This window comes from Paenibacillus sp. CF384, from assembly GCF_900106745.1.
Classification (GTDB): domain Bacteria; phylum Bacillota; class Bacilli; order Paenibacillales; family Paenibacillaceae; genus Paenibacillus_Z.
Window position 1 is genome coordinate 123,267 of sequence record NZ_FNNV01000013.1, and the last position, 25,404, is coordinate 148,670.

Consider the following 25,404-nt stretch of genomic DNA (forward strand, 5'->3'; position numbering starts at 1 on the left):
AGCGTTATTTAATTTGGAGGGGAAAGCATAACATGACAGCAACTTGGGAAAAAATAGACAAGAATCTTGTCTCCATCAACGTAGAGGTTGAGGCAGGACAAGTTAATGAAGCGATCGACAAGGCATTTAAGAAGGTCGTTCAGAAGGTAAACGTACCAGGATTCCGTAAAGGTAAAGTACCACGGGGTATGTTCGAGAAGCGTTTCGGCGTTGAAAGCTTGTATCAAGATGCAATCGACATTTTGCTTCCTGACACGTATGCAGCAGCACTGAAAGAAACAGGTGTCATTCCGGTTGATCGTCCTGACATCGACGTTCAGCAATTTGCGAAAGACCAATCCTTCAAGTATGTTGCGAAAGTAACAGTTAAGCCTGAAGTTGAGCTTGGCGAGTACAAAGGCATCGAAATTCCTTCCGCTGAAGCAGTCGTTTCGGAAGAAGAAATCGCAGCAGAACTTACTCGTTTGCAACAACGCCACGCTGAATTGAACGTGATCGAAGAAGGCGCAGCTGAGAACGGCGATACTGCAGTAATCGACTTTGACGGTTATGTTGACGGTGTAGCATTCGATGGCGGCAAGAGCGAGCGTCATTCCCTTGAACTTGGTTCAGGCGCATTCATTCCTGGCTTTGAAGATCAAGTTATCGGCATGGCAACTGGCGACTTCAAGGATATCGAAATTACATTCCCTGAGGAATACCATGCAGAACACCTTGCTGGCAAACCTGCCGTATTCAAAGTGAAACTTCACGAAATCAAACGTAAGAGCCTTCCGGCGCTTGACGATGAGTTCGCGAAAGACGTAAGCGAGTTCGATACGCTTGAAGAGTACAAGCAAGATCTGGCTGCGAAGCTTGCTGACAGAAAAGCTAAAGAAAACGAAGCAGCTCGTGAAACAGCTGTCGTTGAGAAAGCTGCTGACGCGGCAGTAATCGAAATTCCTGATTCCATGATCGATTCCGAAACTTCGTTCATGCTTCGCGATTTCGAGAACCGTCTTAAATCGCAAGGCATGAACTTGGATCTGTACTACCAGTTCTCCGGCCAAGACGAAGCAGCTCTTCGCACTCAAATGCACGCTGACGCGATCAAACGCGTTCGCAACAACCTTGTTCTTGAGCAAATCGCGAAGAACGAAGGCATCACTGCAGGTGAAGAAGATCTGAACGAAGAGCTTGAGAAACTTTCGAAGCAATACAGCCGTACGGTTGAAGAGCTTCGTTCGATCTTCACAGCTAACGGCAACTTGGAAAACATCCAAGAAGATCTTGTTCTGCGTAAAACAATCAAGTTCTTGCTTGACAACAGCACAACAGCTCCAGTAGTTGCATAAGAAATGAAACGATAAGGCACGTATTTACGTGCCTTATTTTATCCTCATCGCGGCTTCAGGGCATGCGGCAGGAACCGAAACATACATATGTATTTACCCGTACCGTATAATGTAATAGTCAGAAAAATGACATTACAACTTGAACATGTTAAAATAAGAACGGATTAGAAGAAACAGCTTCCGGCATAAACCGCCGGCTAGGTGGTTTTCTTCAAAAAGTCGATTACGAAAGAAGGTTGATCGCATGAATCTGGTGCCTATGGTCGTTGAGCAAACGAATCGGGGAGAACGTTCTTACGACATCTACTCCCGCTTATTGAAGGATCGGATTATTTTTCTGGGAAGTGCGATCGACGACGATGTTGCCAATGCCGTCATAGCGCAGCTGCTTTTCCTTGCGGCCGATGACCCGGAGAAGGACATTCATCTGTACATCAACTCGCCTGGCGGTTCAGTTACCGCTGGTATGGGTATTTATGATACGATGCAGTTTATCAAGCCGGACGTATCTACGATCTGCGTAGGCTTGGCTGCCAGCATGGGTTCGCTTCTGCTTACCGCGGGAGCCAAAGGCAAGCGTTTCTCGTTGCCAAACAGTGAAGTCATGATTCACCAGCCTCTTGGAGGCGTGCGTGGTCAAGCTTCGGATATTAAGATTCATGCGGATTGGATTCTGAAGACCAAACAGAAGCTTAACCAAATTTTAGTGGATCGTACAGGTCAGCCTTATGACAGAATCGACCGCGATACGGATCGTGACTATTTCATGAGTGCTGAAGAGGCGTTGAACTACGGTCTGATCGATAAGGTCGTAACGTCGCTGTAGGTTGCGCGAATCAACAAGAAGGGGTGAAAACTCATGTTCAAATTTAACGACGAAAAGGGCCAGTTGAAATGTTCGTTCTGCGGCAAATCGCAAGATCAAGTTCGCAAGCTCGTAGCCGGACCTGGCGTCTATATATGTGATGAATGTATCGAACTATGTACGGAGATCGTTGAAGAAGAGCTCGGTCATGAAGAAGAGCTGGATCTGAAAGATATTCCGAAACCGCGCGATATTCGCAACATTCTGGATCAATACGTTATTGGTCAGGAACAAGCGAAGAAGTCGCTTTCTGTAGCGGTATACAACCACTACAAACGCGTCAACTCGCAGAATAAACTTGAAGATGTAGAACTGCAGAAGAGTAACATTCTGCTTGTAGGTCCTACAGGCTCAGGTAAAACACTGCTTGCTCAAACGATGGCCAAGATCTTGAACGTTCCGTTTGCAATCGCGGATGCGACTTCCCTTACGGAAGCCGGCTATGTCGGTGAAGACGTTGAGAATATTTTGCTCAAACTGATTCAAGCAGCAGATTACGATGTAGAGAAAGCCGAACGCGGCATCATCTATATCGATGAGATTGATAAAGTAGCGCGCAAATCCGAGAATCCGTCGATTACACGCGACGTTTCCGGTGAAGGCGTACAGCAAGCGCTCCTCAAGATTCTTGAAGGCACCGTTGCTTCCGTACCACCGCAAGGCGGTCGTAAGCATCCGCACCAAGAATTTATTCAAATCGATACCACAAACATCTTGTTCATTTGCGGCGGTGCATTTGACGGTCTAGAATCGTTGATTAAACGCCGGATTGGCAAGAAGGTTATCGGATTTAACGCTGCCGGAGACGGTCAGAAGGATCTGAAACCGGGTGAATATTTGTCGATGGTACTTCCGGAAGACTTGCTCAAATTCGGTCTGATCCCGGAGTTTGTCGGCCGTCTGCCTGTCATCTCGACACTGGAGCCGCTTGACGAAGGCGCGCTTGTCCGTATCCTCTCCGAGCCGAAGAATGCTCTTGTGAAGCAGTATCAGAAGCTGCTTGAGATGGACAATGTGAAGCTTGAGTTCGAAGCTGCGGCACTTGATGCCATCGCGAAAGAAGCGATTAAGCGTAATACAGGTGCACGTGGATTAAGGGCGATTATTGAAGGGCTGATGCTCGACGTGATGTACGAAGTACCTTCGCGTGACGATGTTACCAGCTGCCTAATTACAGAGAAGGTCGTTCAAGACCGGATCATGCCTGAGCTTGTTTCCAAGAAGGGCAAGAAGAAGGAAGAAAGCGCCTGATCCAATAAATAACACCTCAAATGCTTCCACCCCAGCGGCGCGGCAACCCGATCCGCTGGGGTGGACTTTGACGTTCATGGGAGAGGTTACCTGATGTATTTGCGCAAAGATACAGTGCCGGTCAAAGTGGGTCCGTTGACAATTGGCGGCAGTGATGAAGTCATTATTCAAAGTATGTGCACAACCAAAACAGCGGATGTGGAAGCAACCGTTGCCGAAATTCTGCGTCTTGAAGAAGCTGGCTGTCAGGTTGTCCGGGTTACCGTCAACAACAAGGAAGCTGCCGAAGCAATCAAAGAAATCAAGAAACGAATTCATATTCCGCTTGTTGCAGATATTCACTTCGATTACCGTCTTGCACTTGCGGCGATTGAGAACGGTGTAGATAAAGTTCGGATCAATCCGGGCAATATCGGACGCCGGGAGAAAGTGGAAGCCGTCGTAAAAGCATGCAAAGAGAAGAAGATTCCCATTCGAATCGGTGTCAACGCCGGCTCGCTGGAGAACCACTTGCTTGAGAAATACGGTTACCCAACTCCTGAAGCTATGGTGGAGAGCGCCCTTTTTCATATCGGAATTCTTGAAGAATTGGATTTCCACGACATTATCGTATCGCTTAAAGCTTCTGACGTGCCGATGGCGATTGAAGCCTACCGTATGGCTGCTGAAGTGATTCGTTATCCACTGCATCTTGGTATTACGGAAGCCGGAACGCTTCATACAGGAACGATTAAGAGTTCGGCAGGTATTGGTGCTCTGCTCGCTATGGGCATTGGTAATACCGTTCGAATCAGCCTTAGCGCGGACCCGGTAGAAGAAGTGAAAGTAGCGCGTGAATTGCTGAAGACCTTCGGTCTGATTACGAATGCTGCGACACTGGTTTCTTGCCCGACATGCGGAAGACTGGATATCGACCTGTTCTCGATCGCCAATGAGGTGGAGGACTACATCAGCAAAATCAAGGTGCCGATCAAGGTTTCCGTTCTTGGCTGCGCAGTTAACGGTCCGGGCGAAGCGCGTGAGGCGGACATCGGGATTGCAGGCGCACGAGGCGAAGGCATGCTCTTCCGTTACGGAGAGATGATTCGTAAAGTGCCTGAGGCCGATCTGCTCTCGGAGCTGAAGAAGGAAATTGACGAGATTGTGCGCGTGTTTGAAGCGACAGGCGAAATTCCGGGGCGTAAGCATCAGCCCGGACCCCATGTAACCACATAGGAAAGCCATTCAAACTTTACGTATTCATAGCGATTATTCCATCCGGCCGGGGGCAATACTGAACAGTATGAGCCCCGTAAAGCCGGATTTTTTTGTTTGAAGAAAAACGGCGTAAGCCGTTTCTTTTCTTTTCAGATTGAGAAGGAACGAAACCGCACGCGCCGCTAGTCTTCTTAAGAGAGGAGTAATTGCTATGAGTTTAAGTTTGATCTTGATGTTGATCCAGGTTTTTTTCGCTATTGTGATCGGTCTGTACTTCTGGAATTTGCTGCGCAATCAGAAAACGAATCGAACGGCTGTCGACCGGGAGTCCCGTAAAGAAATGGATAAATTGCGCAAGCTGCGCTCCGTTTCGCTAACGAAGCCGCTGTCCGAGAAAACACGTCCGCAAACGATTAATGATATTGTGGGGCAACGGGACGGTCTGCGTGCGCTCAAAGCGGCGATGTGCAGTGCGAATCCGCAGCATGTCATTATTTACGGACCTCCGGGCGTCGGGAAAACCGCTGCAGCGCGGGTCGTGTTGGAGGAAGCGAAGAAGAATCCGACCTCGCCGTTCTTGCAGGATGCGAAATTTACGGAGATTGATGCGACAACGGCTCGATTCGATGAGCGCGGGATTGCGGATCCGCTTATTGGATCTGTGCATGATCCCATTTATCAAGGGGCAGGGGCGATGGGGGTCGCAGGGATTCCGCAGCCGAAGCCCGGGGCTGTAACGAAAGCGCATGGCGGTATGCTGTTTATTGATGAAATTGGTGAATTGCATCCCATTCAGATGAATAAGTTGTTAAAAGTACTGGAAGATCGCAAGGTGTATCTCGAAAGTGCCTATTACAACTCAGAGGATAACAATATCCCGATGTATATCCATGATATCTTCCAAAACGGTTTGCCCGCTGACTTCCGGCTTGTAGGCGCTACTACGCGTTCACCGCAGGAGCTGCCTCCGGCGCTTCGCTCCCGCTGTATGGAGATTTATTTCCGCCCGCTGCTTCCGGATGAAATATCGCAAATTGCAGTGAATGCGCTCAAGAAGATCGGCTTGCCGCCTTCTCAGGAAGCCATCGATGTTGTAACGCGTTATGCAACGAATGGCCGCGAAGCCGTAAACGTGATCCAACTAGCCGCTGGACTTGCGCTTTCGGAGAAACGCGATACGATTTCGGCCGCTGATATTGAATGGGTCGTCAATAGCAGTCAAATTCCACCGCGTCCTGACCGCAAAGTGCCGTCAGCGCCACAAGTCGGCTTCGTGAACGGACTGGCCGTATACGGACCGAATATGGGAACGCTGCTTGAAATCGAGGTTAGCGCAATTGGAGCAAGAGCCGGCAAAGGTGTGTATACCATCACTGGTGTTGTAGACGAGGAAGAACTGGGCGGCGGCAGCAGCAGAACGCTCAGACGCAAAAGCATGGCCAAAGGCTCCATCGAGAACGTGCTTACTGTACTTAGAAGAATGGGCATGAAGCCGGAAAATTACGATCTACACATTAATTTCCCCGGTGGGACGCCGATTGACGGGCCGTCTGCGGGTGTTGCAATGGCAACGGCAATTGCATCTGCCATAAAAGGGGAGCCGATCAGCAATAAACTTGCTATGACCGGTGAGGTGGGCATTCATGGTAATGTGAAGCCTGTCGGCGGCGTGCTTGCCAAAGTAGAGGCGGCTTTCCAAGCCGGGGCAGATACCGTTTTGATCCCGAGAGAGAACTGGCAGGCGATCTTCGCTGATTTGCAAGGCGTGCAGGTTATTCCCGTCGAGCATGTGGATGAGGTATTCCGTCACGTGTTTGGTGCAGAAGATACCCAAATGCAGTCTGCTTCTCAGGCACCTGCAGCCGACGTATTTATCGCAACCGGACTGCCCTATTTGCAGGCGGATTCCGTTGAGTGATAAAATGGATGAAAGCCCTAAGACTTAAGGCCGAGGGAATCGGTTACGAAAGATCTGTGAGGAAGCTTCAAAGACGGAGGTGCTGGAATGGGACCTGCTAAATGGAAAGGTCGTCGTATGCCCCTGCTGCCGCTTCGGGGGCTGCTTGTATACCCCAGCATGGTGCTGCATCTGGATGTAGGCAGGGAGAAATCAGTGCGAGCGCTGGATCGCGCAATGCTGGACGACCATATGATTTTGCTATGTTCGCAATCGGAAGTGAATATTGAAGAGCCGTCGCAGGAAGATATCTACCGTGTCGGCACGGCTGCAAGAGTCAGACAGATGCTCAAGCTGCCAAACGGTACCATTCGCGTACTGGTGGAAGGCGTTGTCCGTGCCGAAATCGTAGATTATTTGCCGAATGACGACTACTACGAGGTCACGATTAAAGAGCTGCCGGAGGCGGAATCGACAGATCCGGAGATTGATGCGCTTATGCGGACGGTACTCAACCAGTTCGAGCATTACATCAATTTGTCGAAGAAAGTGACGCCGGAGACGCTGGCGGCAGTCTCGGATATTGATGAGCCGGGCAGACTTGCCGACGTGATCTCCAGCCATCTGTCGCTCAAGATCAAGGATAAGCAGGATATTCTTGAAACGATTGATGTGCGGGAGCGGCTCGAGCGCCTGCTCGATATTCTTAATAACGAGCGCGAAGTGCTGGAGCTGGAACGCAAGATCAGTCAGCGTGTGAAGAAACAGATGGAGAAAACACAGAAGGAATATTATTTGCGCGAGCAAATGAAAGCCATCCAGAAGGAGCTCGGCGAGAAAGAAGGCCGTGCAGGCGAAGTGGAAGAGCTTCGTGCTCAGATGGCGGACTCCGGTATTCCGGAAAAAGTGAAAGAGAAGGTCGAGAAGGAAATCGACCGTCTGGAGAAGATGCCATCGACTTCTGCCGAAGGCGGTGTCATCCGCAATTATATTGATTGGCTCCTTTCCTTACCTTGGAACAAGCTGACGGAAGATGATCTGAACGTGGCGAAAGCGGAAGGGATCCTCAACGAGGATCATTACGGACTCGAGAAGCCGAAGGAGCGTGTGCTGGAATACTTAGCGGTACAGCAGCTCGTGAAGAAGCTGAAAGGCCCGATTCTCTGCTTGGTCGGCCCTCCTGGTGTCGGTAAAACCTCCATGGCTCGGTCCATCGCGAAGTCGCTTGGCAGACAATTCGTACGTATTTCGCTTGGCGGCGTACGCGACGAAGCTGAAATTCGCGGTCATCGCCGTACATACGTCGGCGCGATGCCGGGCCGTATCATTCAAGGCATGAAGACGGCGGGATCGCTCAATCCGGTATTCTTGCTGGATGAAATCGATAAGATGGCCATGGATTTCCGCGGAGATCCGGCTTCGGCACTGCTTGAAGTACTTGATCCCGAACAGAACAATACGTTCAGCGATCATTTTATCGAAGTGCCGTTCGATCTCTCCAATGTCATGTTCGTGACGACGGCCAATGCGATTCACAACATTCCAAGGCCATTGCTGGATCGGATGGAAGTGCTGTACATTCCCGGATACACGGAGCTTGAGAAGCTGCAAATTGCCAATCGTTATCTGCTTCCGAAGCAGAAACGGGAGCATGGCTTACTTGAAGAGCAAGTGGATCTTGGAGAAGACGGCTTACTTCAAATCATTCGCGAGTACACAAGAGAATCCGGTGTGCGTAATCTGGAGCAGCAAATTGCGGCCATGTGCCGAAAAGCTGCGAAAGCCATCGTGACCGATGAGAATGTAACCCCGATTGTAGTCGACTCTGCGAGGATTAAGGAGTGGCTAGGACCGTCCAAGTTCCGGTACGGTATGGCCGAGGTCGAGAATCAGATCGGCGCCGTTACAGGCCTTGCTTGGACCGAGGTCGGCGGCGATACGCTCGTTATAGAGGTAACGGTGCTGCCGGGCAGCGGGAAGCTCACACTGACTGGTAAGCTCGGCGATGTCATGAAGGAATCTGCGCAGGCAGCCTTCAGCTATACACGTTCCCGTGCGAATGAGTTCGGTATTGACCCGCAGTTCCATGAGAAGAATGATATCCATATCCATATTCCTGAAGGTGCGATTCCGAAGGACGGACCGTCTGCAGGGATTACGATGGCGACGGCACTTATCTCTGCGTTAACCAATCGTCAGGTTGATAAAGAAGTAGCGATGACCGGAGAGATAACGCTTCGCGGCCGTGTGCTGCCGATCGGCGGTCTCAAGGAGAAATCGCTAGCAGCGCACCGGGCGGGCATCAAGAAGGTGCTGATTCCCAAAGACAATGAGCGTGACTTGCGTGACATACCAGACAGCGTCAGAGCCGATTTGGAGTTCGTTCCGGTCAGTTCGATGGATGAGGTTATCAAACACGCGCTCGTAAAGGTGGAGGCAGCAGCACCGGTACAGACGCATTAAGAAAGCAGGTTGCTTAAACGTGAAGATTATGAATGTAGAATTTGTTATATCCGCCGTAAGGCCGGATCAATATCCAGTAGATGCCTTGCCAGAGTTCGCTCTGGCAGGGCGTTCTAATGTGGGCAAATCATCACTCATCAACAAGATGATTATGCGCAAAGGATTAGCCAGAACGAGCTCGCAGCCGGGCAAGACGCAGCAGCTCAACTATTACCGCGTAAACAACGAAGTGTATTTGGTCGATTTCCCCGGCTACGGCTATGCCAAAGTATCGAAAGTACAGCGTGCCCAGTTCGGCACGATGATTGAAACCTTCCTAAGCGACCGCGAGCCGCTGCATATGGTTTTCCTTATTGTCGATATCCGTCATGAGCCATCCGTAGACGACTGCCTGATGTACGATTGGCTGAAGCATTATGAAATTCCGGTTTGCGTCGTGACAACGAAGGCGGATAAGATTCCGAAGAGCAAGTGGGACAAGCACGTGAAGATGGTGAAGAAGAAGCTGGGCTTCCAGACGGGAGATCACCATGTGCTCTTCTCTTCCGAGACAGGCCTTGGCCGCGATGAGCTTTGGGCAATTATAAATCAATCAATAGCGGAAACAAGCGAAGAAGCGGAAGAAACCGAAGAAGTTTCAATCGAAAAGTGAGGATAACGCATAAAAGCAACGACTCTTCGTAAAATCTCCTTGATTATTCAGAAATATGCGTGAATATCGCGAATGGGCGGCAGGAATAAACCGCTTCGATCAGGTATAATATAGGTAAGCAACTGATTTACAAACGCGTTACTTTATAGAATTGAGGAGATTTTTATGGCTCAGCGGATAGCCACGGAGTATGTCAATGCTTCTCTGCAATTAACGGCTGAAGAGATGGCGGGATTTGTCCGGTTTTTTGAAGACCAGCATATTAAGCAGCAGGTGCGGGTACTGGAGAACGGCAATCACGAGATGGTTCTCGAGGACGACGCAGGACGAGAAGAAGTCCGCCTTACTTTCGAACGTAAGCAAGATTTGTATGTATGCGCGCTTTCGTGCCGCATCGTACATCCGAGACTTACGAACGCAATGCGCAAAGCGGTATCGCTGTTCCGCGGAGATGCAGTCGTCAATCGCATTTATCCACATTATACGATGATCTATCATTATGCTGAAGGAACTGTTCGCAAAATTGTCGAAATCAAGAACAATGAGTCGAGAGTGATCTTTGAATTCAAAGATACGATCGGTCAGCTTGAAGCGACTTTCCGCGTGAACGATATCGAGAAGGAGATTGAAATCGTGCAAGGCGCGATTAATCAATTGCTCGATTTACGCAACCAATGCAGTGATCGCGGGCAAATATCGCTTATCGATCAACGTCTGGCACAGCATGCAAGAGCGCTGTTCTTGATGGAGGCGTAAGCACAACCGTAGAGAATCATTCTTCTAAAGCCGCTCATATGCGGCTTTTTTTATTTGTGTTAAATTTGCAGAGGGCCATCACCAGCACAACAATTCGCACATACGTTGTTTACTGGAGTTTACTGCATGTTGTCAACTTAATTCTGCCCAAAAAAAACTGTTGCATTTCTGAGCGATAGATGTTATTTTTATTTTCGTTGCAATGAATAGGAACCAGGATTCACTCAGGACATGGTAATGTTGCGAGAGGAAAGTCCCTCGGGCAGTGAATGACGTAGGTCCTAGCGGATGAAATTACAAAACATTTTATTCCTAGGAAGGGGGAACCGAGAGATGGAATACTCAACTTTCGGAAGACACGTTGCTGTTGACACTTGGGGTGTGGATTTTGACCTGCTCAACAACGCGGAATTTTTACAAGCCCAAATGGTAGAGGCTGCAGAAGCATGCGGCGCTACAGTACTCTCAGTTCAAGCGAAACAATTTGAGCCACAAGGCGCAACAGTGCTCGTACTGCTGTCAGAAAGTCATCTTTCCATTCACACGTATCCTGAGAGAGGCTTCGCTGCTCTTGATTGCTATACATGTGGAGAAACAGTCGATCCGCAATTGGCGATTGACTACATGATGTCTGTTTTGAAACCAAAAGTAACACATGCTAAGAAGCTAGTTCGCGGTATGGGTGAATTGCAAGTCGTGGAAGCGGATATGAAGCAAGTTGAACTTGTGTAGCATTTTCATATGACTAAAGAGGGACCATGGAGAAATCCATGGTCTTTTTTGATGCTATAAACCAAACCGCGCGTTTTCAAACAATTTTCATATTTGCAGGGGTACATCATGACTAACTGTGCTATACTAAATGATGAAAAAATGATTAGTGAAGGGCAGGTGAACGCGCATGCACATTATAGTCGTCGGTCTTAATTACCGCACAGCACCGGTTGAAGTGAGGGAAGGTTTTACATTCTCCGAACGAGATCTGCCTGAGGCACTTGAGCAGTTGAAGCAAACGAAGAGCATTATGGAAGGTGTCATTGTTGCGACCTGTAACCGCACTGAATTGTATGCTGTTGTTGACCGTCCGACGTTGTGCGGACATTATATACGCAGTTTCATGGAGAAATGGTTTAATACGCCGAGACAGCAGTTTACCTCGGATCTATATATGTATGAGGATGAGAAGGCGATCGACCATCTGTTCCGTGTCACTTGTGGACTAGATTCTATGGTCATTGGCGAGACGCAGATTCTGGGTCAAGTCAAGAATGCATTCCTACTTGCGCAGCAGCAGAAAACTACAGGCACCTTGTTTAATACGATCTTTAAACAAGCTGTAACGCTTGCGAAGAAGGCACATTCCGATACAGCTATCGGTGAAGCCGCGGTTTCAGTAAGTTACGCAGCCGTAGAGCTGGGTAAACGGATCTTCGGACAATTTAACGGCAAGACGGTCATGATCGTCGGCGCCGGCAAGATGAGCGAATTAACCGCTAAGCATTTGTACGCGAACGGCGTGGAACGGGTGTTTGTCGTCAATCGGACCTATGACCGTGCCGTGCAGCTGGCAGATAAATTTAACGGAACGCCGCTGTCCATGGCAGATGCGATTTCACGTTTGCATGAAGCGGATATCGTGATCAGCTCGACCGGTTCAGACGGCTATGTACTTGGTCGTGAGCAGGTTGCGGCAGCCATGCAGAAACGCAAATCCCGTCCACTCTTTATGATTGATATTGCTGTGCCGCGTGATCTTGATCCTGCTATCGCATCGGTTAAGAACGTGTTCCTGTACGATATCGATGATCTGGAAGGCATCGTGGAGAGCAATATGGAGCAGCGCCGCACGGAGGCTGCCAAGATTGAAACGATGATTGCATCAGAGCTGGATGTGTACCGCGGATGGTACAAAACATTAGGCGTTGCACCGCTGATTCGCGCGCTGCAGGATAAAGCGACTGACATCCATGCGGAAACGATGGACAGCTTGGCGAACAAGCTTCCTGATTTAAGCGACCGCGAGCTTAAAGTCATCCACAAGCTGACGAAGAGCATCGTCAACCAAATGATGCATGATCCGATTCTGCGCATTAAAGAAATGGCAGGAGAGAAGCATGCTGACGAGGCAATGGACATGTTCGTGAAGCTATTCGCCTTGGAAGACACGCTTGAACAAACGAAGAACAACGCAGAGCAGCGTAATCCGGCTGGGATTAAAGAAGTCCCATCGAGCGGAGATACAACGCCGGTACTTAAAGGTACAATTGCGGCGATTACAACCTAGACGCCTGCGAATAAGCGGGCGTTTAGGTTACCAGATAACTTGTTCAAAGTTTGCGGAGGCCACCCGATGGTTACACAAAATTGGTTTTATGATGGAATGCTGTATATCTATGCCCTGAGCCTCCTGTTTTACTTCTCTGATTTCGTTGATCGGAATCGGCAAGCGAAACAAGTGGGGACAGGGCTGCTTATTTTCGTCTGGGTGCTGCAAACCGGCTTTATTGTGAATCGCATCATCTCGCATCTGGACATGACCACCATCTCGTTGTTTGAATATTTGCTTGTCTTCTCTTGGCTGCTTATCACGGTTTCACTTGTGATGAGCCGTTTTTTTAGGATGGAGTTTATCGTCTTCTTCGTGAATGTAATCGGGTTCGCAGTACTGACCGTCAATTTGTTCGGTATCGGCTCCGGCGCATCCCTGGAGAGATGGGAATTGGCGGAGAACATGCTGGTCGTTCATATCATTCTGATGATCCTGGCGTATGCGGCCCTGACAATCAGTGGTATTTTCTCAGGCATGTATATGTTTCTGTTTGCTCGTCTCAAAGGCAAGCAGTGGACCAAGAGCATGCAGAGAATGCCGAGTTTGGATGTGGCGGATCGCTTCATGTTCAGGGCTGCGCTGATCGGCACGCCGCTGCTGACTTTATCGCTAGCAGTAGCTGTCACTTCGATTCTCATAGAAGGCCGCTATGGACTTTTGCTTGATTTAAAGGTTATTTCATCTTTTATAGCATTGTCGATCTACATCTGGAATTTGCTAGGGCATCGCTGGTTTGACGGCTCGGGCTGGAAGTTCGCACGGCTGAATTTGATCAGCTACGGCGTCATGCTGCTCAATGTATTGATGAATCAAGCGTCTAATTTTCACGGCTGGTCTTAAGGGGAGCCAAGGAGTTGGTTGCATTCGTGAAGACTTATTATCCCATGATGGTGAATCTTCAGGGTAAGCGCTGTGTCGTGGTTGGAGGCGGCTCTGTTGCCGAACGTAAAGTGCAAGGACTGCTGGATGGCGGAGCGAATCGGGTAGAAGTCATTGCACCTGCTGCTTCATCTGCGCTTCGAGAGCTTGCTGGTGCAGGGTCTATCCAGCTGGTGCAAAGGGAATACAGGGAAGGGGATCTCCAAGGAGTGATGCTTGTTATGGCTGCGACGAACAATCGCCAGGTGAATCATGAAATCGCAGTTTTAGGAGACCGACTCGGGATATTCGTCAATGTTGCCGATCTTGGCGAAGAAGGCAGCTTCGTTACACCATCAACTGTAAGACGCGGTGAATTGCTCTTAGCTGTCACGACAGGCGGGGCGAGCCCTGCTCTGGCTGCAATAATGAAGCGGCAGCTTGCAAGGCAATACAACGAATGCTTCGGGGATTACGTCGAAGGGCTTCGATTGCTGCGAGCGAGAGTGCTATCCGGCGTCATGAACCCGGAGCTTAGAACTACTCTATTGCGACTCGCGGCAGAAGAGGTTGCAGAGCAAGCAGAACGAAACGATGGATTAGTTACCTATACAGAGAATCAGATCGACGAATGGATGAGCAGGCTGCTGCAAGCGGCTGAGAGGAGCAAATAATAATGTCCCACAACTATGAACAACCCCGTGTCATTGTAGTCGGTACACGGCAGAGCGCCCTTGCTTTGACGCAAACCGGTCAAGTTATAGATCAGCTTAAAGCACTTAGTGAGCAGCATGGACTGCCGTATACGTTCGAGATTCGCAAAATCGTTACAAAAGGCGACCAGATTCTGGATGTAACCTTATCCAAGGTCGGCGGAAAAGGTCTGTTTGTGAAAGAGATCGAACAGGCTTTGTTTGATAAAGAGATTGATTTGGCTGTACATAGTATGAAAGATATGCCCTATGAGCTTCCGGAGGGACTGATGAATGGCGCGGTTCCGAAACGGGTTGACCCGAGGGATTGTATCATTACCTCAAATGGTTATACGTTCTCGGATTTGCCTAAAGGGGCAAAGGTTGGGACAAGCAGCCTGCGTCGTTCAAGCCAGCTGAAGAACGCTCGACCGGATCTGCAGATCGAATCCATTCGTGGCAATATTGATTCCAGAATTAAGAAGCTGGAGAGCGAAGGATTCGACGCGATCGTTCTGGCGGCAGCCGGGCTTCACCGTATGAGCTGGGAGGCCAAAATCTCTTCCTATCTGCCAGAAGATCTGTGCGTGCCTGCCGTCGGTCAAGGCGCTCTTGGCATCGAATGCAGAACGGATGATGCAGAGGTTCGTAACTTGCTGTCTCTTCTTAATGATCCGCTCACAGCACTTACCGTATCCGCTGAACGCAGTTTCCTCGGAGCTCTTAACGGTGGCTGTCAAATTCCGATTGGCGCACATGCCACAATTGTGGAGACTGCTGAGAATGGTGAAACTTGTCTGCTCGAGCTGACAGGTATTGTCGGTTCACCAGACGGCGGTATTTTGCTCAAAGAAACGTTACGTGGACATGATCCGATAGCATTGGGGTTACAAACCGCAGAAGCACTCAAAGCAAGAGGAGCAGATCGTATTTTAGCAGAAGTAAGGGGATGAACGTTTTGCTGAAGGGGAAGAGCAAAGGGAAAGTCTACTTGGTTGGAGCCGGACCCGGCGATCCAAAGCTGATTACGCTGCGCGGACAAGAATGCATCAGCAAATGCGATGTCGTTGTTTATGATCGCCTGGCCAGTCCGAGGCTGCTTCGGTATTTAAAGCCGGGGGCCGAGAAAGTATACGTCGGTAAGCTGCCGGATCGGCACACCATGAAACAAGAGGATATTAATCAGCTGCTTGTGGATCTGGCGCTCGAGGGCAAGATCGTAACCCGTCTGAAAGGCGGCGATCCGACCATCTTCGGACGAGTCGGTGAAGAAGCTGAGTTGTTATATAATAATGGCATCGAGTTTGAAATCGTGCCAGGCATCACCTCGGCCATCGCGGTACCGGCTTATGCGGGAATCCCTGTGACCCATCGTGATTTGGCGTCCTCCTTATCGATTATTACCGGGCATGAAAGTCCGGATAAGCTCGATCAATCCATCCATTGGGATAAGGTTACCCTTGCTACGGGGACGCTTGTTTTCTTGATGGGCGTGGCGAAGATCGGCTATATAGCAGAACAGCTTATCAAGAATGGCAAGCCTGCAGATACTCCTGTTGCTCTGATTCGCTGGGGAACAAGGGTAGAGCAAAGAACCGTTACGGGCACGCTGGAAACGATTGAGGAAATCGTGAAAGCGGCCAACTTCCAGCCTCCGGCAGTCATTGTGGTCGGCGATGTGGTCAAGCAGCGAGAGAAGCTGCAGTGGTATGAACGCAAGCCGCTGTTCGGAACACGCGTACTCATAACACGCGCTAGAGCGCAAAGCAGTGATTTGGCGGAACGGATCGAAGAGTTAGGCGGCGAGCCTTGCGAGTTTCCTGTCATTGAGACGCGTGAACCTACGGAAACAGCTATCGTGGACTCGGTTCACAACGCACTGAATGAAGCAGAGCAATTCGACTGGATCATGTTTACGAGTGTGAACGGTGTAGACTATTTCTTCGACTGGTTAAGTAAGCTGCGCATCGATATCAGGCGGTTCCACAAGGCACGTATCGCCGCCGTTGGACCTAAGACAGCCGAAGCGCTGGAGAAACGCGGATTGTTCGTAGATGTGCTGCCTGTGAAGTTCCAAGCCGATGATTTATTGGATAGCTTATCGGAGCACTTAGTCGAAGGTCAGCGTGTACTGCTGCCTAGAGGTGACCTCGCGCGTGAAGTTCTTCCGCGAGAGCTGAAGGCGAAAGGGTTAACTCCTGTTGAAATCGATGTTTATGAAACGGTTCTGGCCGATAACCAGGACGAGGAGACGCTTGAGCTGCTTCAGAAACGAAGCGTTCATGTCATTACGTTTGCCAGCTCCTCTACCGTTACCAACTTGTTCGAAGTATTGCGCCGAATGGGGGTCGCTGATCCTCTTGAGCTGCTGCAAGGAATAGATATTGCCTGCATCGGCCCGGTAACAGCGAAGACGGCTGAAGAAGCCGGTCTGAAGGTTACGATACAGCCGCAGGATGCAACCATTGACGGACTTATTGATGCCATAGCCGAGTCCCGGCTTGTGCATCGCAATTAAGAAGGAGGTTTTCCCATTATGGCATTTCCAATTACAAGAAACCGCAGACTTCGCTCATCAGGCGCACTGCGTTCGCTGGTGCGCGAAACGCATTTGTCGGTAGACGACTTCATATATCCGTTATTTGTTACACATGGTACAGGCGTGAAGGAAGAGATTTCTTCGATGCCGGGCGTTTATCATCTTTCCCTTGACCTGCTCCGCCAGGAAGTGGCTGCGGTCGTTGAATCAGGCGTCAAAGCCGTGCTGCTCTTCGGCGTTCCGGATTCGAAAGATGCTGTCGGTTCCTCCGCGTACGATCCGAACGGGATCGTTCAACAGGCAACCAGAGCCATTAAAGAATGGGCACCGCAGCTGTTGGTTGTAGCTGATACGTGTTTGTGCCAATTTACGGACCATGGCCATTGCGGCATGATTCATCATGATACGCATACAGGCAATGCTTTTATCGACAATGATTCTTCGCTGGAGTTGTTAGTGAAAACAGCCGTGTCCCAAGCACAAGCAGGTGCAGATATTATCGCGCCATCCAACATGATGGACGGATTTGTGGGAGCGATTCGCGAAGGATTGGATGCGGCGGGCTACGATATGGTGCCGATTATGTCCTACTCGGTGAAATATGCTTCGGCTTTCTACGGACCGTTCCGTGAAGCTGCTCATTCCACGCCGCAATTCGGTGACCGCAAGACGTATCAAATGGACCCGGCAAACGCGCGTGAAGCGCTGCGCGAGGCGGAGGCGGACATTATCGAAGGAGCAGACTTCCTTATGGTGAAGCCTGCGCTTGCTTATATGGATGTCATTCGGATGTTGAAAGAGACTTTCGACCTGCCGGTTGCGGCGTACAACGTGAGTGCGGAATATTCCATGGTAAAAGCGGCTGCGGCGAACGGTTGGATCGATGAGCGTGCGGTTGTTCTGGAGACTTTGACAGGGATGAAGCGCGCAGGTGCGGATCTGATCATTACGTATCATGCTTTGGATGCAGCACGCTGGCTGCGAGGCGAAGCGTAAGAGCAGGCAAATAAAAAACCTGGACGGTGTTAACCGTTCAGGCGGGCTAAATCGAGCTTATATTCGTTTAAGCCAAACGTGAGGATCTGGCGATCTTCAAGATCCCTCAACACTTGGGAGAGCGCCTGCTTGGCCACGCCGGCCATCTGAGCGAGTTCATCGTAGTTGAGCGGCATCTTAATGGTGATGATGTTACCGGCACGTGAGCCATGCCGATTCGCAAGCAGAATGACATTCTTCAGCACGCGAGTCCGCGAATCCACAAAGGTAAGATCGTAGACATGCTGATTGGTATCACGCAGTCTGCGGCATAGCTCCGTCATAATATGGCGCGTAATCTCGAACTGCTCGCGAAGCAGGGCATGAAAGTCATTGGCGGAGATCACAAGCAGTGTCGAGCCTTCCAGCGTCTGGGCAGATGCCGAGCGTGGACGTCCGTCGAGTAATGACAGCTCTCCGAAGCTTTCTCCGGCCTGAATCAGCGACAATACTTTCTCATCGCCGGACGAACTGCGGGTATAAATTTTAATGGAGCCTTTCAGCAAAATATAAAAGGCTGCTCCGTGGTCATTCTCTTGAAAGAGCACTGTCCCGGGCGTGAACGTTTGCGTTCGAGCAATCGACTGTATACGCTGAAGCTGTTCTACGTTTAAATTTTCAAACAGCTTTACTTTCTTAAGCAATTCAATCACTTATGATCAGCCTCTCCCTCTGAACTGCACAACAGGTACAACCTGATAATCTCCTAGCAGTTTACCATACGAAAGTCACTATTTAACAGGCAGGTGCGAGAAATGAGCGAAAAAAATCATAAAAGAGCGGATGAACGTTCCAAAGAAGCTTTTGCACGCGCGAAAAAAGTCATTCCAGGCGGCGTGAACTCTCCGGTTCGGGCCTTCAAGTCCGTCGGCTTAAATCCGGTCTACATGGACCGTGGCGAAGGCTACAAAGTCTATGATATCGACGGGAACAGCTATATCGATTACGTGGCATCCTGGGGTCCGCTAATTATGGGTCATGCCCACCCGGAGGTCATCGAGGCCATTAAGAAAACGGCTGAGAAAGGCACCAGCTTTGGCGCCCCGACCGAAATCGAGACGTTAATGGCGGAGCTCGTGTGCGAGCGCGTGCCATCCGTAGAGATCGTACGTATGGTCAATTCCGGCACAGAAGCGACCATGAGTGCGCTTCGCTTGGCTCGCGGTTATACAAAACGCAGCAAGATCCTGAAATTCGAAGGCTCCTATCACGGCCATGCCGACAGCTTGCTTATCAAAGCAGGATCAGGCGTAGCGACGCTTGGCTTGCCTGACAGCCCCGGCGTACCAGATAGCGTAGCTTCTCATACGATAACGGTGCCTTACAACGACCTGGATTCAGTGAAACTGGCATTCGAAAGCTTCGGCGAAGAGATTGCTTGCATCATCGTTGAGCCCGTTGCCGGCAATATGGGCGTCGTTCCTCCGCTTCCCGGCTTCCTGCAAGGGCTGCGCGAGGTTACGGAGCAGTACGGAAGCCTGCTGATCTTCGACGAGGTGATGACCGGTTTCCGTGTTCACATGAACTGTGCACAAGGGTTATATGGCATAACGCCGGATCTCACTTGCCTTGGCAAAGTCATCGGTGGAGGCTTGCCGGTAGGCGCGTACGGCGGTAAACGCGAGATTATGGAAATGATGGCGCCAAGCGGCCCGATCTATCAAGCAGGCACGCTCTCCGGCAATCCGCTTGCGATGGCGGCGGGCTTCACGACGCTTAGCCTGCTGACTCCGCAAACCTATGAGCACATGGAGCGGATGGCGGTTCGTTTGCAGCGCGGCTTTGAAGCCAACGCAGCGAAGCATGGTATTCCTAGCACAATTAATCGCGTCGGATCGATGGTTTGTCCGTTCTTTACAGAGCAGCATGTCATCAATTACGATACGGCCAAGACTTCTGACTTGGAGCGCTTTAAAGTTTATTTTGCAGCGATGCTCGATCTTGGCATCAGCATTGCACCTTCGCAGTTCGAAGGGATGTTCGTCTCCGGCATTCACGATGAAGCCGCCATTGATGCGACCATTGCGGCGCATGATGAGGCGTTTCGTCGCTTGTAATAAGCGTATTGTAGGAGCTGAGCTATAATGGGACAATCGATGAGCTATGAACGCAGCGGGGAGTGGCTGAAGCTGCCGGCGGAGACGCTGGCAAGCTTCGCTGCTCCCACACAAGCTGTTCCAGTAATAGAGGCCGGGAGCCATCCGCATCATGTGCGGCAATGGCTGCTGGCCCTTGGTTTATTTCCGGAGAAGTGGCTGAACCGGCTGTTCTCCGTCGGCGGCATTCAGATGGAGGGGAGCAGCATTCTGCTGCGTACCTTTATTGCAGCGGATCCAGGCAGTGATGCGATCTTCCGTATGCTCTCGCAAGGAGATGCTGATTCAAGTACTTCTCTTCACGCCGGCCTGCTCTTCTATGATGATTGGTGCCTTGTGATGGATAAGCCGGCTGGCATGCCTGTGCATCCTTCTGCACCGGGTCAGCGCGGAACACTGGACGAAGAGGCGGCGCGTACAGGGCTGCTTCGCGGGGATGGTCTGCCTGCCAAGCATATCCATCGACTGGACGATGATACGGCAGGTCCGGTTCTCTACGCGAGAAATGAACTGGCCCAGCTGCGGCTGGACGAAGCGATGCGAGAGAAAACGATCGGCAGACAATATGTCGCTTTGGTGCAAGGTGTAATGAAACGGAGTCGGGGCGTCATTAACGAGCCGATCGGCAAAGACCGTCATCATAATGGACGTCGGAGAGTTTCGCCGGGTGGTGAGCACGCGATCACCCATTATGAAACCATTGAAGTATTCAAACGCGCTTCACTTGTCCGAGTTTGGCTGGAAACCGGGCGGACGCATCAAATTCGTGTACATATGAGCCATCTGGGACATCCGCTTGTCGGGGACACGCTCTATGGCGGCTCAGACAGTAAGCTTCGTCATCAGGCTCTTCGCGGAGAGCGGCTGACATTTCGACATCCCTGGACGAATGAAGAGACGATTCTGTCCGCAACCGAGCCGGATTGGTTTGCGGAGGTCCGCGAGCGGTATGCTTCTCTGTGAAAATCGTAGTCATGCCTACCCACCCCTTGCCATATAGATAAATAGGGAAGAAAGCTGTAACCAAGCTTCTTGACAAGGGAAAGGAGGACGACAAGCGTGCCCAGTCCGTCTAGCGGTTTGCGATTTGACATCTATGAGCGTGTGCATTTGCCCGAAGAGGTAGCGGCGATCGATGAGCTTGACGAGATCGAGCTTGTGCCGAGAATCGGGATTGTTCAGCAAGACGAGCAGGTGTTATTAAAAGGCCATTTGCTCCTTACAGGCGTTTATCGCGCACAGAATGAGCCTTTAGCCGAACAATCTCTGGAGCATTGGATTCCTGTCGAAATTACGCTGCCTTTGAATCGTATTCATCGATTGGATGACATTTCCGTTGAGATTGATAACTTTGATGTGGATTTGCTCTCCACTCGAACACTCAACATTACGGGGGTTCTCTCGTTATTAGGCATCGAAATCGAGCAAACAGAGCCCGCCGAATCCTGGCAGCGTGAAGAACCCATTACAGTCGTTCATTCTAGGGAAACCGAGGAAGCGCCGCGATACACCCAATATGATTACGAGCAGCAGCGTTTAGCGGCAGAATATGAACGGAAAGCCGAAGAGGAAGCAGCTCTGCGCGAGGCGGCCGAGAATGAGGCCATCGCAGCTAGAGCATCGGCTTGGGCGAGGGAGCAGGAAAGACAGGAAGCACTGAATCGTGAAGCTCAGGCTGCCTTCTATCAAGTTCCGATCGCTGAGCCTACCGTGTATGAACCGAGCCAGATCGCGGTCAATGCCGCTGCGTCTGAACAGCAGGAGGCTTTCATTCCTGCTGCAGCAGCTGAGCGTGATCCCCAGGTTCGCCCGCAAGCGCAAGCCGTCTCGGTCCCGGCAGAAGTGCAGCAGTACGGCGACGTCTCCGCTTCTGAGGCAGAAGCCTCCCGCAAGGAGATGCGCGTCGCTGTCGCAAGCAAGCAAGCCGAGGATGAGGCCGAGCAGCAGTCCGCCGGCGGAGTCGGGTTCAGGGCGCTGCTGCAATCGAGCCGCAGAGAGCAGGAAGCCAGAGCCGCCGCCGAGCAAGTTGCAGAAGCGAAGGCTGCGGAAGCCCGCAAATCGAGCGGCGACGAGATCGAGTGGAAGAACTTGTTCTATGGAAGAGCAAGCGATGAACAATCGTTCCGGAAGCTGCGCATCTGCATCGTCCAGCGAGAAGAGACGCTTGATGTCATAGCGGGACGCTACCAGCTGCAAGCCCGTGAGATCGCGCTATACAACCGACTCTCGGATCAAAGCGTCAGTGAGGGCCAGGTGCTCTATATTCCATAGTCCATACTTAACTGTGCAAGCCCCTTCAGGAATGACCTTACACGGTCCCTGAAGGGGCTTTTTGCCAGTTGCGGATAGCTCGATTTAGGCCGCTATCCTGCTGGGATTGACGTATGCAAATAATAACGTGTATGATAGAAAAAATAGGGTAATACTTTTATTATAATGAACGTTGATGGGGAAGATTGGCAGGAATACCTTCAGAGAGCAGAACCGCTGCGCTGAGAGGTTCTGTAGGATATGAACTGCGATTTGTCGCCCCGGAGTTGCTGGATGAACGGAGAGTATTTTCTTCGTAAGTACCGGCCGGCTGCAGCCGTTATCTGTTTAAAGTTGTCGAGCCAGCTGCGTCATGCACGGTTCGGAACAAAGGTGGTACCGCGGAAGCTAAACCTTTCGTCCTTTGAATTAAGGGCGAGAGGTTTATTTTTTTTCGTTAATTAGGCGTATTAGAATCCTTAAATGGATTAGAAATACAGTGGAGGTAGGATAAGCTGATGACACAAAAACAAGCAACGACTGAAATGCCGACAACGTACGATCCGAAGACGGCAGAAGCGAAATGGTATCCTTATTGGATGGAAGGCAAGTTTTTTGAAGCGGGCAAGCGCCCTTCGGCAGAGCCATATACGATCGTGATTCCGCCGCCAAACGTAACAGGCATGCTTCATATCGGTCATGCGCTCGATTTTACGCTGCAGGATATTCTGATTCGTACGAAGAGGATGCAGGGCTATGATGCGCTGTGGCTGCCAGGCAGCGACCATGCCGGTATCGCTACTCAAACGAAGGTAGAACAGAAGCTGCGTGAGGAAGGTCAGTCGCGTTATGACCTTGGCCGCGAGAAGTTTCTCGAGAAGGTATGGGATTGGAAGGCGCTTTATAACGAAACCATTCGCGAGCAATGGGCCAAAATGGGCTTCTCTCTCGATTATTCGCGCGAGCGTTTCACATTAGACGAAGGTTTGTCGCAGGCGGTACGCGAAGTATTCGTTCGCCTCTATGAGAAAGGTCTTATTTACCGCGGTAAGAAAATCATTAACTGGGATCCGGCTGCCCGTACGGCGCTATCGGATATCGAGGTTGAGCATAAAGAAGTAAACGGTCACCTGTATCACCTGCAATACCCATTGAAGAACGGTTCCGGCTTCATTACGGTTGCTACGACGCGACCGGAGACGATGCTTGGCGATACGGCGGTTGCGGTACATCCGGAGGATGAGCGCTATAAGCACCTGATCGGCGAAATGATTGTATTGCCGATTATCGGCAGAGAAATTCCGATCATTGCGGATGAATACGTTGAGAAAGAGTTTGGTTCCGGCGCGGTAAAGATTACGCCTGCGCACGATCCGAATGACTTTGAAGTAGGTCTGCGTCACGACCTGCCGCAAATCGTCGTGATGGATGAGAGCGGTACGATGAATGCCGAAGCAGGTCCTTATAATGGAATGGACCGTGCAGATTGCCGCAAGAAGATCGTGGCCGATATGCAGGAGAGCGGCGTTTGCATCCGAATCGAAGATCACGTGCACCAAGTCGGACACAGCGAGCGCAGCGGCGCCGTAGTGGAGCCGTACTTGTCTACGCAATGGTTTGTTGATATGAAGCCGCTAGCGGAAGCTGCGATTAACGCGCAGCAGTCCGGCAAAGGCGTAAACTTCGTTCCGGATCGTTTCGAGAAAATTTACCTGCAATGGATCGAGAACGTACGCGATTGGTGTATTTCCCGCCAGCTGTGGTGGGGTCACCGCATTCCGGCTTGGTACTGCGACTCCTGCGGCGCCATGCATGTTGCACGTGAAGATCAAAGCGCGTGCTCCGCTTGCGGCAACGAATCGCTTCGTCAAGACGAGGACGTACTCGATACGTGGTTCAGCTCGGCGTTATGGCCATTCTCGACGCTGGGCTGGCCGGAGGAAACGAATGATCTGAAACGTTTCTACCCGACAGACGTATTGGTTACGGGCTATGACATTATCTACTTCTGGGTTGCTCGCATGATCTTTACCGCGCTAGAGTTTACGGATGAAATTCCGTTCAAAGACGTATTGATGCACGGCCTTGTTCGCGATGAGAACGGGAAGAAGATGTCGAAGTCCCTTGGCAACGGCGTTGATCCGCTTGATGTTATTGAGAAATACGGCGCGGATGCAATGCGCTATATGATTTCGACTAGCAGCACGCCGGGTCAGGATTTGCGTTTCCGCTGGGAACGTGTTGAGCAAGCGCGTAACTTCGCGAACAAGATCTGGAACGCGTCCCGCTTTGCGCTTATGAACCTAGAAGGCGTAACAGCTGCGGATATTGATATTAACGTGAAGCTTGGCACAGCAGACCGCTGGATTCTGCACCGTCTGAATGCTGCAGTTGCTGATGTTACTCGCTTGATTGACAGCTACGATTTCGGCGAAACCGGCCGTGTCCTCTATAACTTCATTTGGGATGATCTCTGCGACTGGTACATCGAGTTTGCGAAGCTGAACCTGAACGGTCAAGATGCGCATGCCAAACGCGCGACACAATCGGTGCTTGCTTACGTGCTTGATCGCACGCAGCGCTTGATTCATCCGTTCATGCCGTTTATCAGCGAGGAAATATGGCAACACTTGCCGCATGAAGGCGAGACCATTACACTTGCACAATGGCCGGTATATGATAAAGCGCTTGAAGCGCCTGATGCAGTTGCCGAGATGGAGCTGCTTATGGATATGATCCGTGCGGTTCGGAATATCCGTGCCGAGGTTAATGTCCCTATGAGCAAGAAGGTCGAGCTGCAAATCAAGCCGTCCAGCGAGAGCGAAGCGGCGATCCTGGCCCGTAATGAAGAGTTCATTATTCGTTTCTGCGGCACGTCGAAGCTAACCATTAGCCAAGAACTGGCGGCACCGGACAAAGCAATGACGGCGATCGTAACCGGAGCCCAAATGTATCTGCCGCTGGCAGGCCTAATTGATATCGAGCAAGAGATTGCTCGTCTGGAGAAAGAAATTGCTCACTTGACGAATGAAGTGGAGCGGGTAGAGAAGAAGCTCGGCAATGAAGGTTTCGTTGCGAAAGCCCCTGCTAAGGTGATCGAGGAAGAGCGAGCCAAAATGGCTGATTATGCGGAAAAACGTGATATGGTGAAAGCGCGGATCGCCGAGCTTAGAGGCTAATTCGGACCGCC

General features: G+C 50.7%; 20 protein-coding genes. 19 read left to right on the top strand and 1 reads right to left on the bottom strand.

All coding sequences use genetic code 11. The annotated features are described in order from the left end of the window. The first annotated feature begins 32 nt into the window (after positions 1-32). The 15 genes from tig (at position 33) to hemB (ending at position 17,829) form a co-directional block, all read left to right on the top strand. The gene (gene tig, locus BLW29_RS20470; protein WP_090983010.1) at positions 33-1,334 is read left to right on the top strand and encodes a trigger factor; all 1,302 of its coding nucleotides are present in this window, start codon (positions 33-35) and stop codon (positions 1,332-1,334) included. Between the two features lie 244 nt (positions 1,335-1,578). Further along, positions 1,579-2,160, top strand: a complete 582-nt coding sequence (gene clpP / locus BLW29_RS20475; RefSeq protein ID WP_090983012.1) for an ATP-dependent Clp endopeptidase proteolytic subunit ClpP — start codon at positions 1,579-1,581, stop codon at positions 2,158-2,160. 33 nt (positions 2,161-2,193) lie between these two features. Beyond that, complete coding sequence (gene clpX, locus BLW29_RS20480) at positions 2,194-3,450, top strand: ATP-dependent protease ATP-binding subunit ClpX (RefSeq protein ID WP_090983014.1); 1,257 nt, start codon at positions 2,194-2,196, stop codon at positions 3,448-3,450. Between the two features lie 93 nt (positions 3,451-3,543). After that, a complete protein-coding gene (ispG, locus tag BLW29_RS20485) occupies positions 3,544-4,665 on the top strand; it encodes a flavodoxin-dependent (E)-4-hydroxy-3-methylbut-2-enyl-diphosphate synthase (RefSeq protein ID WP_090983016.1) in 1,122 nt (373 codons plus the stop codon). A gap of 193 nt (positions 4,666-4,858) precedes the next feature. Then, positions 4,859-6,565 carry an ATP-dependent protease LonB gene (gene lonB / locus BLW29_RS20490; protein WP_090983018.1) on the top strand — a complete coding sequence of 569 codons (1,707 nt, stop codon included), beginning with the start codon at positions 4,859-4,861 and terminating at the stop codon, positions 6,563-6,565. A gap of 87 nt (positions 6,566-6,652) precedes the next feature. Continuing rightward, positions 6,653-9,007 carry an endopeptidase La gene (gene lon, locus BLW29_RS20495; RefSeq protein WP_090983020.1) on the top strand — a complete coding sequence of 785 codons (2,355 nt, stop codon included), beginning with the start codon at positions 6,653-6,655 and terminating at the stop codon, positions 9,005-9,007. Positions 9,008-9,026: 19 nt separating this feature from the next. After that, a complete protein-coding gene (gene yihA, locus BLW29_RS20500) occupies positions 9,027-9,659 on the top strand; it encodes a ribosome biogenesis GTP-binding protein YihA/YsxC (protein WP_090983022.1) in 633 nt (210 codons plus the stop codon). Positions 9,660-9,824: 165 nt separating this feature from the next. Then, positions 9,825-10,415 (top strand): non-ribosomal peptide synthetase module, encoded by a 591-nt coding sequence (locus BLW29_RS20505; RefSeq protein WP_090983024.1) that lies wholly within the window; start codon positions 9,825-9,827, stop codon positions 10,413-10,415. Between the two features lie 333 nt (positions 10,416-10,748). After that, positions 10,749-11,147 carry an adenosylmethionine decarboxylase gene (gene speD / locus BLW29_RS20510; protein ID WP_090983026.1) on the top strand — a complete coding sequence of 133 codons (399 nt, stop codon included), beginning with the start codon at positions 10,749-10,751 and terminating at the stop codon, positions 11,145-11,147. A 169-nt stretch (positions 11,148-11,316) separates the two neighbouring features. Continuing rightward, a complete protein-coding gene (gene hemA / locus BLW29_RS20515) occupies positions 11,317-12,699 on the top strand; it encodes a glutamyl-tRNA reductase (protein ID WP_090983028.1) in 1,383 nt (460 codons plus the stop codon). 66 nt (positions 12,700-12,765) lie between these two features. Continuing rightward, a complete protein-coding gene (locus BLW29_RS20520) occupies positions 12,766-13,584 on the top strand; it encodes a cytochrome C assembly family protein (protein ID WP_090983029.1) in 819 nt (272 codons plus the stop codon). Between the two features lie 26 nt (positions 13,585-13,610). After that, positions 13,611-14,276 (top strand): precorrin-2 dehydrogenase/sirohydrochlorin ferrochelatase family protein, encoded by a 666-nt coding sequence (locus tag BLW29_RS20525; RefSeq protein ID WP_143044441.1) that lies wholly within the window; start codon positions 13,611-13,613, stop codon positions 14,274-14,276. A 2-nt stretch (positions 14,277-14,278) separates the two neighbouring features. Then, complete coding sequence (hemC, locus tag BLW29_RS20530) at positions 14,279-15,247, top strand: hydroxymethylbilane synthase (RefSeq protein WP_090983033.1); 969 nt, start codon at positions 14,279-14,281, stop codon at positions 15,245-15,247. After that, positions 15,244-16,812 (top strand): uroporphyrinogen-III C-methyltransferase, encoded by a 1,569-nt coding sequence (gene cobA / locus BLW29_RS20535; RefSeq protein WP_090983035.1) that lies wholly within the window; start codon positions 15,244-15,246, stop codon positions 16,810-16,812. The genes hemC and cobA overlap by 4 nt, the downstream gene beginning before the upstream one ends. A gap of 18 nt (positions 16,813-16,830) precedes the next feature. Beyond that, complete coding sequence (gene hemB, locus BLW29_RS20540; RefSeq protein WP_090983036.1) at positions 16,831-17,829, top strand: porphobilinogen synthase; 999 nt, start codon at positions 16,831-16,833, stop codon at positions 17,827-17,829. A 29-nt stretch (positions 17,830-17,858) separates the two neighbouring features. On the opposite strand, the gene BLW29_RS20545 is transcribed toward hemB, so the two are convergent. Then, the gene (locus BLW29_RS20545) at positions 17,859-18,521 is read right to left on the bottom strand and encodes a Crp/Fnr family transcriptional regulator (RefSeq protein ID WP_090983038.1); all 663 of its coding nucleotides are present in this window, start codon (positions 18,519-18,521) and stop codon (positions 17,859-17,861) included. Between the two features lie 102 nt (positions 18,522-18,623). Between BLW29_RS20545 and hemL the strand changes: the two genes are divergently transcribed. From hemL to BLW29_RS20565, 4 genes are all read left to right on the top strand, one after another. Then, a complete protein-coding gene (gene hemL, locus BLW29_RS20550; RefSeq protein WP_090983039.1) occupies positions 18,624-19,925 on the top strand; it encodes a glutamate-1-semialdehyde 2,1-aminomutase in 1,302 nt (433 codons plus the stop codon). A gap of 27 nt (positions 19,926-19,952) precedes the next feature. Then, complete coding sequence (locus BLW29_RS20555) at positions 19,953-20,927, top strand: RluA family pseudouridine synthase (RefSeq protein WP_256208744.1); 975 nt, start codon at positions 19,953-19,955, stop codon at positions 20,925-20,927. A 96-nt stretch (positions 20,928-21,023) separates the two neighbouring features. Beyond that, positions 21,024-22,235: a LysM peptidoglycan-binding domain-containing protein gene (locus tag BLW29_RS20560; protein ID WP_090983041.1), complete on the top strand. Its 1,212-nt coding sequence runs from the start codon at positions 21,024-21,026 to the stop codon at positions 22,233-22,235. 497 nt (positions 22,236-22,732) lie between these two features. After that, entirely contained in the window at positions 22,733-25,393 is a 2,661-nt protein-coding gene (locus BLW29_RS20565) for a valine--tRNA ligase (protein ID WP_090983043.1), read from the top strand. The last annotated feature ends 11 nt before the right edge of the window (positions 25,394-25,404 follow it).

Excerpts from the sequence above, each read along its gene's own strand:
- tig (WP_090983010.1), top strand. The coding sequence starts at position 33 with ATGACAGCAACTTGGGAAAAAATAGACAAGAATCTTGTCTCCATCAAC.
- clpP (WP_090983012.1), top strand. The coding sequence starts at position 1,579 with ATGAATCTGGTGCCTATGGTCGTTGAGCAAACGAATCGGGGAGAACGT.
- clpX (WP_090983014.1), top strand. The coding sequence starts at position 2,194 with ATGTTCAAATTTAACGACGAAAAGGGCCAGTTGAAATGTTCGTTCTGC.
- ispG (WP_090983016.1), top strand. The coding sequence starts at position 3,544 with ATGTATTTGCGCAAAGATACAGTGCCGGTCAAAGTGGGTCCGTTGACA.
- lonB (WP_090983018.1), top strand. The coding sequence starts at position 4,859 with ATGAGTTTAAGTTTGATCTTGATGTTGATCCAGGTTTTTTTCGCTATT.
- lon (WP_090983020.1), top strand. The coding sequence starts at position 6,653 with ATGGGACCTGCTAAATGGAAAGGTCGTCGTATGCCCCTGCTGCCGCTT.
- BLW29_RS20505 (WP_090983024.1), top strand. The coding sequence starts at position 9,825 with ATGGCTCAGCGGATAGCCACGGAGTATGTCAATGCTTCTCTGCAATTA.
- speD (WP_090983026.1), top strand. The coding sequence starts at position 10,749 with ATGGAATACTCAACTTTCGGAAGACACGTTGCTGTTGACACTTGGGGT.
- hemA (WP_090983028.1), top strand. The coding sequence starts at position 11,317 with ATGCACATTATAGTCGTCGGTCTTAATTACCGCACAGCACCGGTTGAA.
- BLW29_RS20520 (WP_090983029.1), top strand. The coding sequence starts at position 12,766 with ATGGTTACACAAAATTGGTTTTATGATGGAATGCTGTATATCTATGCC.
- hemC (WP_090983033.1), top strand. The coding sequence starts at position 14,279 with ATGTCCCACAACTATGAACAACCCCGTGTCATTGTAGTCGGTACACGG.
- cobA (WP_090983035.1), top strand. The coding sequence starts at position 15,244 with ATGAACGTTTTGCTGAAGGGGAAGAGCAAAGGGAAAGTCTACTTGGTT.
- hemB (WP_090983036.1), top strand. The coding sequence starts at position 16,831 with ATGGCATTTCCAATTACAAGAAACCGCAGACTTCGCTCATCAGGCGCA.
- hemL (WP_090983039.1), top strand. The coding sequence starts at position 18,624 with ATGAGCGAAAAAAATCATAAAAGAGCGGATGAACGTTCCAAAGAAGCT.
- BLW29_RS20555 (WP_256208744.1), top strand. The coding sequence starts at position 19,953 with ATGGGACAATCGATGAGCTATGAACGCAGCGGGGAGTGGCTGAAGCTG.
- BLW29_RS20565 (WP_090983043.1), top strand. The coding sequence starts at position 22,733 with ATGACACAAAAACAAGCAACGACTGAAATGCCGACAACGTACGATCCG.